At 59.0% G+C, this 12,675-nt stretch carries 11 protein-coding genes; 7 read left to right on the forward strand and 4 right to left on the reverse strand.

Annotated features, from left to right (window positions below):
• Together RVM24_RS17300 and pdxH are read right to left on the reverse strand one after the other, a co-directional pair.
• Positions 1 to 762, reverse strand: a complete 762-nt coding sequence (locus tag RVM24_RS17300) for a 4'-phosphopantetheinyl transferase family protein (protein WP_431474450.1) — start codon at positions 760 to 762, stop codon at positions 1 to 3.
• Positions 731 to 1,366, reverse strand: a complete 636-nt coding sequence (gene pdxH / locus RVM24_RS17305) for a pyridoxamine 5'-phosphate oxidase (protein WP_106694228.1) — start codon at positions 1,364 to 1,366, stop codon at positions 731 to 733. The genes RVM24_RS17300 and pdxH overlap by 32 nt, the downstream gene beginning before the upstream one ends.
• Before the next feature lie 177 nt (positions 1,367 to 1,543).
• Here pdxH and RVM24_RS17310 point away from each other — a divergent pair, with 177 nt between their 5' ends.
• The 5 genes from RVM24_RS17310 to RVM24_RS17330 all read left to right on the forward strand — a co-directional run bounded on the left by RVM24_RS17310 (position 1,544) and on the right by RVM24_RS17330 (position 7,967).
• Positions 1,544 to 4,366, forward strand: a complete 2,823-nt coding sequence (locus RVM24_RS17310; protein WP_431474451.1) for a DUF748 domain-containing protein — start codon at positions 1,544 to 1,546, stop codon at positions 4,364 to 4,366.
• Between the two features lie 23 nt (positions 4,367 to 4,389).
• Positions 4,390 to 4,995, forward strand: a complete 606-nt coding sequence (gene yfbR / locus RVM24_RS17315) for a 5'-deoxynucleotidase (protein ID WP_286252992.1) — start codon at positions 4,390 to 4,392, stop codon at positions 4,993 to 4,995.
• Between the two features lie 131 nt (positions 4,996 to 5,126).
• Positions 5,127 to 5,942, forward strand: a complete 816-nt coding sequence (locus RVM24_RS17320) for an SDR family NAD(P)-dependent oxidoreductase (RefSeq protein ID WP_058092851.1) — start codon at positions 5,127 to 5,129, stop codon at positions 5,940 to 5,942.
• Positions 5,943 to 6,036: 94 nt separating this feature from the next.
• A complete protein-coding gene (locus RVM24_RS17325; RefSeq protein WP_431474452.1) occupies positions 6,037 to 7,143 on the forward strand; it encodes a GGDEF domain-containing protein in 1,107 nt (368 codons plus the stop codon).
• A gap of 50 nt (positions 7,144 to 7,193) precedes the next feature.
• A complete protein-coding gene (locus RVM24_RS17330) occupies positions 7,194 to 7,967 on the forward strand; it encodes a class II glutamine amidotransferase (protein WP_431474453.1) in 774 nt (257 codons plus the stop codon).
• 203 nt (positions 7,968 to 8,170) lie between these two features.
• Here the strand turns inward: RVM24_RS17330 and RVM24_RS17335 are convergent, their stop codons facing one another.
• Positions 8,171 to 9,064: a metal-dependent hydrolase gene (locus RVM24_RS17335; RefSeq protein WP_431474454.1), complete on the reverse strand. Its 894-nt coding sequence runs from the start codon at positions 9,062 to 9,064 to the stop codon at positions 8,171 to 8,173.
• A gap of 229 nt (positions 9,065 to 9,293) precedes the next feature.
• Here RVM24_RS17335 and RVM24_RS17340 point away from each other — a divergent pair, with 229 nt between their 5' ends.
• Together RVM24_RS17340 and RVM24_RS17345 are read left to right on the forward strand one after the other, a co-directional pair.
• Positions 9,294 to 10,400, forward strand: coding sequence for a helix-turn-helix domain-containing protein (locus tag RVM24_RS17340; protein WP_431474455.1), 1,107 nt, complete (start codon positions 9,294 to 9,296; stop codon positions 10,398 to 10,400).
• A 399-nt stretch (positions 10,401 to 10,799) separates the two neighbouring features.
• Positions 10,800 to 11,207: an NINE protein gene (locus RVM24_RS17345; RefSeq protein WP_431474456.1), complete on the forward strand. Its 408-nt coding sequence runs from the start codon at positions 10,800 to 10,802 to the stop codon at positions 11,205 to 11,207.
• Here the strand turns inward: RVM24_RS17345 and RVM24_RS17350 are convergent, their stop codons facing one another.
• Positions 11,208 to 12,575, reverse strand: coding sequence for a WS/DGAT/MGAT family O-acyltransferase (locus tag RVM24_RS17350; protein WP_431474457.1), 1,368 nt, complete (start codon positions 12,573 to 12,575; stop codon positions 11,208 to 11,210).
• Positions 12,576 to 12,675: the final 100 nt, after the last annotated feature.

Genomic DNA, 12,675 nt, shown 5'->3' on the forward strand with positions numbered 1-12,675 from the left:
TTATCGCTTTGACCGGATGACCCTGTGGAACATGGGCTCCCAACTTGCTTCCTGGGTACCCGCCAGTGCCAGGTTATAGTCATCCGGAGGTGGTTCCAGCAGGGTGATGCGGGGCCAACTGCCCGGGCCGCCCTGATCCCTGCTTCGATAGACCAACGTTACCAGAAAACCCTCCACGTAGAAGCAACTGGCCAGCCAGGTCTGGTCGGGCTGATCGCCATAGAGCTCAAACTGGTTGCGAACTTCAAGGGTTTGCAGGTTGCCGGCAATGCCACGACCGGTTGCCTTGAGCCAGGCTTCTTTCAGGGTCCATACTTTAAGGAAATCGAAGGGATCATCAGCGCGAAACAGCCACTCCTGTTCGATGGGGGAGAACCAGCGTCTGGCAACGGCGACCCAATCCGGCCTGCGTTGGCTTGGCTCGATGTCGATACCCAGCTGATAGGTGTCTGTGCCCACGGCGCAAAGCCCCCGGCTATGGCTCAAGGACAGAAATCGGCCTTCCGGATTAACGGCACTGTTTGGTCGCCCATCCACGGGAAGACAGCACTCTGGTGCCTGGTCACTGGTTTGCGCAAGGCTTTGCCGGAGCAGCCAGCGGCTGGTCAGGAACTCCTGACGGCGAGTACCCGCCAGCCGAGCCAGTGTTTCAGCCTCGAAACCGGTCATCCAGGCAGGAGCTTCGGGAATATCCCGGTTGATCTGGTGGCACAGCCAGATACTGGGACGATCAGGGTTGGAGTCGTTGGATGGTCCAGCCATCGGCCTCTCTCACGTATTCAAAACGGTCGTGAAGTCGGCTTGGCCGTCCCTGCCAGAACTCGATGCGTTCCGGTACCACGCGATAACCGCCCCAGAAGCTGGGTAAAGGTATTTCACCGGAGCTGAACTTGCGTTTCATCTCCGCTACCTTTTGTTCCAGTAGCCCCCTTGAGGTAATCGCCTTGCTCTGTTCAGAAACCCAGGCTCCGAGCTGGCTGCCACGGGGTCTGGAGGCGAAGTACCTGAGGGATTCCGCCTTACTGACTTTCTCTACCTTTCCCTGAATACGTACCTGGCGGTTCAGACCGATCCAGGGGAACAGCAGCGCAGCCCTTGGGTTTTCGTCCAGTTCTCTGGCCTTGCGGCTGCCGTAGTTGGTGTAGAAAACAAAGCCTTGGCTATCAAAGTATTTCAGTAGCACGGTGCGCAAGTCCGGCATCTGGTCAGAGCCGGTGGTGGCAAGTGACATGGCGTTGGGTTCCAGAATCCCGGCACTACGGGCATCGTTAAACCAGGCCTGGAACTGGGCTACTGGGTCATCATTCAGGTGTTCCCTGTCCAGCCCCTCACTTTCAAAATCCCGACGCATATCGCCGATGTCCATTCACCTCTCCTCGTCTTGCTGCGTAACCTGCTAAGTGTCTACAGGTACGGCACTCAAGCATAACGGGTTCACGTTGGCGTGTCAGCGGCTGACAAAGGACTACCGGGCGGACTATCCTAGTGTCAGGCAGGGGGTGCAGGCAGCCCCGTGTGTTCGCCCTCGATCAAGGAGAGTTTCGTGGCCCGGAGTCATTCCCCCAGTCGTTTGCCCAGAAACCTGGCTATTGTAGCGGTCGTTCTGTTTGGCTTGTACGCCCTCGCAGGCTTTTTGGCTTTGCCCTGGTGGCTCGAAAAGACTTTGCCGGAACAGCTAAACCAGCAAATGGGCTGGCAGACTGAGTTGTCGGAAGTTCAGGTAAACCCCTTCACCCTGACCCTGGATATCACGGGGTTGTCTGCCGACGACCGTGCCGGCGAAAAAGTAGTCGGGTTTGATCGCCTGTTTATAAATCTGGGTTTCTTTCCTCTGTTCCGGGGGATCGTCCATTTCCAGGACATTCGCCTGCAGGAACCGCACATCCGGCTGGATCTGTTGGATGACTACAGCATCAACCTTGCCCGTGACTGGCAGGCCGCCCGGCCAGATGAGCCTGCACAGGAACCCGCGGCCGAACCCGAGGATGAGGCAGGCGCGATACCCAAGCTGTACTTCCAGCACCTGGCAATCGACGGCGGCGAGTTGCTGTTCCGGGATTTCAGCCAGGCGGAGCCGGCAGAGTTCCGTATCACCCCGCTTGACCTGTCCATCAACGAGCTGGCTACCTGGCCAAGAGAGACCGGTGGCAGTCAGTATTCAGTGATCGCTGCCCTGGGTGACCAGACCATTGAGTGGGACGGTGAGCTGAGCATAGCGCCACTTTACTCCGAAGGCCGCCTGAAGGTGTCTGATTTGCGCCATGACACCCTGGCGCATTTTCTGTCGCCGTTTTTGCCATGGCAGTTACGGGATGGCACCGTGGCCATCGAGTCCTATTACCAGTTGGCGGGTGGCGAGCCGTTTGAGCTGATCACGTCCCAGGGCAAGCTGACTGTGCAGAACCTTGCCCTGGCCCTGGATGCCGGGGATGAGGAACCGGGCTTGACCACTTCCGATATCCAGGTTGATGGTATCGGCTTTGATCTGACAGCCAGAGAAGCCCGGGTAGGTATGATCACACTCGATCAACCCTTTGTTGCCGCGGTCCGCAACAACGAGGGTCAGATTGACTGGCTGGCAACTATGGCAGAAGCCACTGCCGATGAAGGCCAGGGCGAGCCACCGGACACCGGCGCGCCGGCGTTTCGCTGGTCGGTTCAGGGTTTTGAGCTGGCTGACGGGCGGGTGCGCTGGCGGGATCAGGTGCCACAGCAAGCGGCGGAGCTGGAACTGGTGGATCTGGACATAACCCTCGGCGGTTTGTCACATCGCTTGGATGAACCGGTCAGCTACCGTTTGAGTTCGGCGCTTGCCAGTGGTGGCCGTGTCGCCGCCAACGGCCAGTTGACCCCGGTGCCGTTCACGCTGGAGGCGGCAGTATCCGGCTCCGATCTTGTGCTTGCGGTGATTGAGCCATACCTGCAGCAGGCGGCCAACCTGGCGGTGGCCAGCGGTGAGTTGAGTTTTGATGGCAACCTGGACCTGGACAGCCAGGACGATCCGATGACCGGTACCTTCAGCGGCACCGGCGAGGTCGCAAACCTGGATTTAAGGCTGCCTGATGGCGATGACTCCATGCTGGGCTGGCGTACCCTGCGCCTGGCGCCAATCGAGTTCAATGTATACCCGCCAAGGCTGGAAATCGGCACGGTAACCCTGGCACAGCCCTCGCTGAACGTCGTTCGCTCACTGGATGGCGTGCACAATCTGGCCCGGATCGTTCGCGGGCAGCCAGATACCGGTAGTGAGCCTGCATCAGCGCAATCGACCGGCCCTGAAGCCAGCTCCGGCGAACCGGAGTTTGTTTTCCGGATCGATGAACTGGTGGTTGAAGATGGCGCCGTCGGTTATTCCGATCGCACACTGGAGCCGCCGTTCAGTACCAACTTTGATCATCTCACCGGTGCGGTCAGCGGCATCAGTAATGTGCCGCCACAGCAAGGACGGGTGAACCTCAAGGGCCGGCTCGCAGGCGTTGCCCCCGTCACCTTTGAAGGCACGCTGGGCGCATTGGGCACCGAGGATACCAGCGACATTCGCCTGGCCATGGAGGATCTGGCGTTGCCGGTGCTGTCACCCTATTTTGGCCGTTATCTGGGCTATGGGGTGGACTCCGGCAAGCTACGAATGAATCTGGACTACGAGTTTACTGGCACCCGGCTGAAAGCCTCCAATATGGTGGTTCTTGATCGAATGGAGTTGGGCCAGGCGGTGGTCAGCGACCAGGCCATTAACGCACCGGTGAAGCTGGGGCTGGCCCTGCTGACAGACCGGCAGGGTGTGATTGAAGTTGATTTGCCGATCCAGGGTGATGTCTCCGATCCGGAATTTCGGGTCGGCCAGATCGTCATGCGCGCCTTTGTGAACCTGCTGGTGAAAGCCGCTGCATCCCCCTTCAGCATGTTGGGCTCCCTGGCTGATCTGGCGGGCTTCAGTAGTGAAGACCTGGGCGAGGTCAGTTTTGTGCCGGGTAGCGTTGAGTTGGCAGAGGGTGAGGCCGCCAAACTGTCGGCCCTGGCACAGGCTTTGAGGGAGCGCCCTGAGCTGGTGCTGAACGTTCGCGGCGGCGTGAATCCGGAAGCTGACGCCCTGGCGCTACTGCGCGCCCGGATGGAAGCCCGGGGCGAGGAACTGACCGACGAAGCCTGGGCCCAGGCACAACAAGCCTGGCGCGAGGGTGAGCGCCCGCTGCCGCCAGAGGCCCTGGGGCAACTGGCTACCAACCGGGGTCTGGCGGTTCGCCGCCTGCTGCAGGAAACCCATGAAGTGGACCCTGCCCAGTTGTTCACCCTGGAGCCGTCCCGCCAGGCCATCACCGATGAACAGGGGCTTGTCACCGTGCAGTTCACGCTGGACGTTCGTTAATCCTAATTGAATCAGGTAGTTCTATGGCCAGTCTGACACAGCGCACTGCCAGCCACTTCTTTGCCTATGTTTCCCGTCTGCGCTGGATCAAGCGCTGGGGCTTGATGCGTAACGCCATCGAAGAAAACGTCGCTACCCATTCCTGGGAAGTGGCCACCATCGCCCACGCCCTGGCGCTGATCCGCAACCGGCATTTTGACGGTCAGGTCAACGCGGACCGCATCGCGGCTGCCGCGCTTTACCACGATGCCACCGAGGTGATTACCGGCGACATGCCGACACCGGTGAAATATCACTCGAAAGTGATGCGGGAAGCCTTCGGTGATATCGAACACAAGGCAGAAGCGGAGTTACTGGCCTTGTTACCGGCCGATCTCCGGGATGATTTCTCGCCCTATGTTCGGGAGTCCCGGCTGGCTGAGCAGGAAAAGGAGTTGATCAAGGCGGCTGACCGGCTCTCGGCCTGGCTCAAGTGCCGGGCGGAAATCCGTGCCGGCAACCCGGAATTCGTGCCCGCCGAAGCCCAGATCCGCGCCCGGCTGGACGCAGACGGATTGCCGGAGGTGCGCTACTTTCTGGAGGTCTTTGCACCGGGTTACGACCAGCCTCTGGATAACCTTCTGGAATAGCCTGTTGACTGGCCCCGCTGCCGGCACCAGGCGGAGTCCGCTGCCATAGGTTTGGCCCGGGTGGCTCTCTAAAGTGGCGAAGTACCAAGACGCTGCTTTAATTGGAAAGACCACAACAAGAGGCTCCCGCCATGAAAGATCTGAAAAACAAAGTCGCCGTGGTGACCGGTGCAGGTTCCGGCATTGGCCGTGCCCTGGCCCATGCCCTGGCAGCCCGGGGCTGCCGCCTGGCGCTGTCGGATGTCAACGAAGCTGGCCTGGCGGAAACCGTCGCCACCCTGGACAAGAACCGTGTGAAAACCTACCGCCTGGACGTCTCTGACCGTGATGAGATCTACGCCCACGCCGAACAGGTGAAGGCAGATTTCGGCCAGGTAAACCTGGTGATCAACAACGCGGGTGTGGCGCTGTCTGCCACGGTGCGGGAAATGACTGACGACGACTTCAAGTGGGTCATGGACATCGATTTCTGGGGCGTTGCCCACGGCACACGGGCCTTTTTGCCTCATCTGATCGCCTCCGGCGACGGCCACGTGGTGAACATCTCCAGCGTATTTGGCCTGATTGGTGTGCCCAAGCAGAGTGCCTATAACGCTGCCAAGTTTGCGGTGCGTGGTTTCACCGAATCCCTGCGCCAGGAAATGAAGCTGGAAAACCAGCCGGTGCATGTCAGCTGTGTGCACCCGGGTGGCATTCGTACCAACATTGCCAACGCCGCTCGTATGGGCAAGTCCGAAAACGCCGACGCCCAGCGTAAGGGTTTCGACAAGCTGGCCATGACCACCCCGGACAAGGCGGCCGAAATCATCGTCAAAGGCATTCTGAAGAACGAATCCCGCATCCTGGTGGGCCCGGATGCCTGGGGTATTGATGCCATCAACCGCCTGCTGGGTTCAGCCTATCAGCCACTGGTTGAGCGCTTTTCACGGAAGAACCTGTACGTTTGATTGGTTCTAACCCCCGGCCCTTGAATACCGATTGCTTATTTTACAGCCAGTCTTCAAGGGCTATACTCTGAGACTGATCCAGGGAAGAGTCAGCATGAATACGCCAAAGCATCCCGATCTGGGCGCGGCGCTGGAACACAGCCGCTCCGGTTTGCGGGACAATCACCGCCGTACACTCGCAAGATTACTGTTTTTTGTCACCGGTTCCGCACTGGTGGTGTTTGCTGTGCTTCAGTTTTTCAACGGATTCCCCTGGGTGTCTGCCATTGAACTGCTTGCCAGCGGCCTTCTGTTCTTCGGCGCGCAAAGGCTGAAGACCACGCCCCACCTGCAGCAGTGGATCTACGCCTACCTGGTGGCCATCTTCTCATTCTTTATTGTCATCATGTTGTTGCCGGATGCCTCCATCGCGGCGTTTGTCTGGGTGTTGATGATGCCGGTACTGGCCTATTTGCTGCTGGGTAAATGCGAAGGCATGATCCTGAGCGTGCCGTTCATGGTTGTCGGCCTTGTTGTCTACTACTTCTTCCTGGAAACCGTTGGCACCGCCCACGGCATGATTGATCTGCTGAACATGGTGTTGTGCGGCGTGCTTATGCAAGTGTTCATGCATATGTACGAAGAGCGCCGGGAGGAGGCCGAGCAACGGCTGGTCGACATAGCCCAGACCGATGCCTTGACCGGCCTGGCCAACCGCGCCAATTTCCAGTCTACCCTGGCCCGCACCATCGCCGAGTGCGAGCGCAGCGGCAGCGGGTTTGCCCTGGTGGTGATGGACATCGACCATTTCAAGCTGGTGAACGACACACTGGGCCATGATGCCGGTGACCACGTGCTGCGCAACATCGGCCAGTGCCTGACCGAACGCCTGCGTACCACTGACTCCGTGGGCCGGCTCGGTGGTGAAGAGTTCGGTTTGATCCTGCGGGACGTAAAACCTGCAGACGCCTTTGAACTGATGGACGAACTGCGAGAGCGCATTGCCGGCCGGGAGTTACACTACGGTGAGGCCGGTATCCGGGTGACGGCGTCCTTCGGCATTGCCCAGTGGCCTGACCATGGCCAGGACGCCGAAACCCTGTTCTGTGTCGCCGACCGCTGCCTTTATACCGGCAAACGCGCCGGTCGGAATCGGGTGGCCCCTGCGGGGCCGGTGCACCGTGACCGGAGCGAAAAAACCGTGGCTGGAGGTACGGTCTGAATCGGGTATCCTAAGGCGGACAGCATCGACAGCCAAGGACCGAATTCACCATGTGCGAACTGCTGGCCATGAGCGCCAACACCCCCACCGACCTGTGTTTCAGCTTCACCGGTCTGACCCGCCGTGGTGGCGAAACCGGCCCCCACAAAGACGGCTGGGGCGTATCCTTCTATGAAGGCAAAGGCGTTCGCAGCTTCCACGATTCCGACGCCAGCGCCAGCTCCCGTCTGGCCGAAGTGGTCCAGACCCACCCGATCAAAAGCGAAGTGGCCATCTGCCACATCCGCCAGGCCAACGTCGGCGAAATCTGCCTGGCCAACACCCATCCGTTCATCCGCGAACTCTGGGGCCGCTACTGGGTCTTCGCCCACAACGGCCAGCTCTCCAAATTTCGGGCCGCAGAGGGGTTCTACGAGCCGGTGGGCGACACCGACAGCGAAGCCCTGTTCTGCGACATCCTCAACCACCTGCGCAGTCACTGTGACCGCAATGCACCTCTGGAGGAAGTGGTCGAGAGACTGGTGCGCCTGTCACAAACCTACGCCCGCGAAGGCGTATTCAACCTGCTGCTGAGTAACGGCGACTGGCTGTTCACCTACTGCACCACCAAAATGGCCAGCATCACCCGCCGAGCCCCCTTCGGCCCGGCCCGCCTAAAAGATGCCGACGTGACCGTTGATTTCGAATCCGAAACCACCCCCAACGACATTGTCAGTGTGATCGTCACAGAACCCCTGACCAGCGATGAACAATGGGATATCTACCAGCCAGGCGAGTGGCGGCTGTGGAAAAAGGGAGAAGTGATAGCGGCAGGCGGAAAATAACACTCCGGGCCGAAAAGAGCCCAGAGTAAAAAGTCCAGTCAAGCAGGAGAGTGGGTTGGGAAGGCTTTCCTGCAGGAAAAAAGATGTCTGAGCGCAGCGAGTTGTTTTTTCCGGAAGGAAAGCCTTCCCAACCCGCTCGCCAGCGTAACTCCAAAGCCCTAAGCATAACCCAGAGCCCCGGGAGTCACGCTGAGGCTCAAGCCTTACTGCAAAGTCCGCCGATTGCCATTCTTATACTGCGGCGCAATGTAACCCTCGATCTCAGCCTTGAACCGCCCGATCACCTCACTGTTGTCCTTGTCCCAGGGGTGGAAACCAGGCTTGAAGTACTCCAGCCAGGTCGGAATCAGGCTGGAAAACGCACCGTCCTTGCCCCACATACGCCACATGCCCTTGGCGGCATCTTTCAACGAGAAATGCTTGCGATCGTGCATGATCATTCGGCCGGTGTACCAGGTACCGACAATGCCCAGTGCGACGGTACTGAACACCTGATAGAACGCCCGCTCAGCGTAGGTGCCGCCAGCCTGCTGGAAGACATCGTAGGCCACCGCCTTATGTTCGGTCTCCTCGATGGCGTGCCATACCCACAGCGGGCGCATGGATTCGTGCATGTCCCCGCGCACGTCGTCCCGCTCCAGCAGCATGTCCGCCATCATCGCCGTGATGTGCTCCAGGGCACAGGTAATGGCCAGCTGGTGACGCTTGGGCAGCTTGCGGGCCACGTCCAGAATCACCTTCAGGTCACGCTCCATTTCCTCCACTGGCATGCCCTGGTCCCGCACGTGCTGATTCATGGCAATGTGTTCCAGCGAATGCATGGCTTCCTGGCCAATAAAGCCGCGAACTTCCTCTTTCAGCTTGGGGTCCTGAATCTGGCCCCGGAACGCCCGTACCGAATCCACAAAGAACTGCTCGCCCTCGGGGAACAGCACCGACAGCGCATTCATGGTATGGCTGATCAGGTAATTGTTATCCAACCAGTACCGGGGTACCTGTTCTCCAAATTCAAAGCCCATGCGCTGCGGCTTGATCGAGACATTGTCCGGTGTATGTGAAACCTTGTTTTGCTTGTCTGTTTGAGTTGTTGTCAGCATGTCTGTACTCCTCTGCGATTGAACGCTTTGGCTGATGTCATGGGTCCAGTGTGGGGGAGTCAACGGCGTTTCAGAATGCGAGGTTGGGACGGCTACCGTTCACATTGGGACAAAAAGCGCCGCACAATTGGCCCGGGAGACAGGTAAATCGGTGCGAGCCGCCCCACTGCCAGTGGCGGTGGCTTCTGATAGAGTCAGAAACACGATAAATATCAATCAGGGACACCGCATGGCATCAACCAGTGCAGACAAAGAACGACAAATGCTGGGGCTGTTCCTGGTACCCGGCGTTTACCTGCGGGTACTGGGTGAAACGGTTCGTCAGCTTGGCCACAACGACAGGGCCCTTTACCAGGGGCTGGATTTCACGGCAGACGACCTCAAGGCCAACGACAGCCGCATCTTCGTAACCGATGCCATCCTGATGGCCCAGCGCGCCCTGGAGCTGGCCGGAAAGGATGGCCTCAGCTTCCACCTGGCCAAGGAACTGCGGCTGACCATTCACGGCACCCTCGGTTTTGCTGCCCTGACCAGCCCGACCTTTGAGGGAGCTCTGGATTCGGTGCGCCGTTACCTGCAGTTGCGGGCCCCGTTCCTGAGTATGAAACAATCCCTGGCCGGTGATCAGGTGCTGGTGCAGCTATGTACCGAATTTGATGTGCCGGGCTTGTATGGTTTCCTGGCGGAAACCGTCAGCGCCACCCTGATTCTACTGACCGAACAGCTCCTGGACCGCGCCGATGCCGAAAGCCGCGGCTTTGCCCTGGAAGACGGCAAGTTGCCGGGGGTCTCGGTGCGCCTGTCTGGCCAGGAGCCGGCCTACTATTCTAGGTTTGCGAGCCAACTGCCGGTGCGTTTCGAGTACGGCCAGCCGGAGGAAATGCTGGTGTTTCCCCGCAAACTACTTGATGTGCGCATGCGCCTGGCCGACGCCGAAGCCTCCCGCATGGCCCGGGACCAGTGTGAGTTTGAACTGCAAAAGGCCCTGAAGGAACAGGGTGATATCGTGCTCGCGATTCGGAACATGCTGCGCATGACGCCCGGGCCCTTGCCCTCCCTGGAAGCGATGGCGGAGCGGTTCTGTGTGTCGTCCCGAACGCTCAAGCGGCGATTGGCGGAGAAAGACACCAGCTACCGCGAAATCGTCGAGGCGGTACTGAAAGACCGGGCCATCCAGCTGTTGCGTTATACCAATCAGTCGGTCAGCGAGATTGCCTATGAGCTGGGCTATGCCGACCTGTCCAACTTCAGCAGGGCCTTTCGCAAGTGGACCGGGAAGTCGGCGTCCGAGTTTCGGGAAGGTGGGCCGGACCCGGCTCCGGAGGTGGGGCCTTGATAGTTTGTTTGTTGCGCCTTTGGGTTGGGAGCGTGGTCGCAGGGTGGTCAGAGAATTTTTCCTGCGAAAAACAACTCGCTTCGCTCAGACATCTTTTTCACAGGAAAAATTCTCTGACCACCCCGCGCCCTGTTAGCCTGTTAGAAGGCGTACCTATTGATAGATCGCCGTTTTTGAACGTTTTTTTCAGTGTTCTTTATTCGTTTTCGCAGTTGTCTTTCTCCGCCTATGCCCCGATATTGTGACGGACGGGGAGGTGGGATTATTTTTCCCGCCAGAAAAAAGATGTCTGAGCGAAGCGAGTTGTTTTTTCCAAGGGAAAAATAATCCCACCTCCCCAGTCCCGCCCCCAAAACCCACAGGCTAGGGCCGGAGTTAAAGCCAAAAAAAGGAACCAAGATGAACGGACAACCAGACACCCACAGCAAAATCATAGGCTACCTGCTCTGGATCTTCGGATTCCTCGGCTCCCATCGCTTTTATTACGGCAAACCCATCACCGGCACCATCTGGTTCTTCACCTTCGGGCTGTTCCTCATCGGCTGGATCATCGATCTGTTCCTGATCCCGAGCATGGACCGCCAGGCCGACAAGCGCTTCCTGGAAGGCAATATCAGCTACAACATCAGCTGGATACTGCTTACCTTCCTGGGCGTGTTCGGCGTACACCGCATGTACATGGGCAAGTGGATCACCGGCATCATCTACCTGCTCACCGGCGGCCTGTTCCTGATTGGTGTGCTGTACGACTTCTGGACCCTGAACAGCCAGATCTCCGAGCGTAATCACGCCGACCAGATCGGCTGATCAAAGGCCTGCGGCGATCTCCAGTTCTGCGAGGCCGTCTTCCAGGTAATCCAGCATCCGCTGCAGGCTGGGCAGGGTTCTTCGGCAGCCTATCAGCCCGAACTCCACCTGGCCGTTGTAGCTGGTCAGGGTCATGTTCAGGGCCATGCGATCCATGGCAATGGACACCGGGTACATACCCTCCAGCTTGACGCCGTTCCAGTAGCGGGGTGAGGACGGCCCCGGCACATTCGAAATCACCACGTTGAAGGTCTGCCACTTGGGCGCCATGCCGGTGAGCAGGTGGAACGCCGCGGGTGCCAACGTCAACGCGGTGTAGTTGATGATTTCTTCCGGCGACATATGCCGGTACCGGTCCTTGGCCTCCTGCATACCATGATGGATCTTCAGCAAGCGCTGGCCGGCGTTGGTCTCGTCGGTATGCAGGTTGGCGAGAATCACCCCCACCTGATTGCCCTCGGTGCTGTCGTCCCGGTGCAGGGACACCGGCACAAAGGCAATCAGCGGTTTCTCCGGCAAGGCATCCTGGTTCATCAGATACGTACGCAACGCTGACGCGCACATGGCGGTCACCACATCGTTGATGGTGGTGCCGTAGGCTTCGCACACCGCTTTGATGCGGGTGAGGCAGTAGGACTGGGCGGCGAAACGGCGGGAGCCGGTGATTTTCTGGTTCAACACGCTGCGCGGTGCATGGAAGATGGAGTCGTAGGCCGGGTCTTTACGGGCCTGGTTGATGGTTTTCAGTAGCTCTTTGGCCACCGTGGGGATGGTGCCCAGCTGCTTGCCGGACATCCCCAGCACGTGGGTAATGCCGTGCCACAGCGAGCTGCCCGGGCCGTCACGGTCTGGCCTGGCTCTTCGGGGAAGGTCCCAGATGGGCGGCAGCCCGGTGTCCTCCGGGTTGTCGCTGAGCATCCGGGTGGCCATGCGCATGGCGGACACACCATCCACCAGGGAATGGTGAATCTTGGTGTAGATGGCAAACTGCCGATCCTTAAGCCCTTCAATCAGGTGTACTTCCCACATGGGCCGTTCCCGGTCCATCAAATGGGAATGCTCCGCCGACACAAATGCCAGTAACTCCCGGATACGGCCGGGGGTTGGCAAGGCCTCGAAACGGAAATGGTGTTCCAGGTCCAGGTGTTCGTCTTCCACCCACATTGGCTGACCCAGCTTGTAGCTCAGCCGCTGGTTAAACGGCGGCGTCACCTCAAATTTCTGCCTCAGCTCCTCCGCTAGCTGTGCCACATAATCATCCGGTGCGCCCTCGGGAAACGAGAATAACTGCAGGCCTCCCACATGCATGGGTTGCTGGCGCTTTTCCAGCCAGAGAAACAATTGGTCGGTGGGGCTCAGAGGTTTCACAGCGCAATCCTTGTTATTGATCTATGGGCCGATACTAGCGCAAGTCGGCCCAGGCTTTATTGACTTTATTAACCCGGTTCTGTGTTACCCAGGCGACTGC

It is taken from the genome of Marinobacter sp. KM021, from assembly GCF_050707965.1.
GTDB lineage: Bacteria > Pseudomonadota > Gammaproteobacteria > Pseudomonadales > Oleiphilaceae > Marinobacter > Marinobacter shengliensis.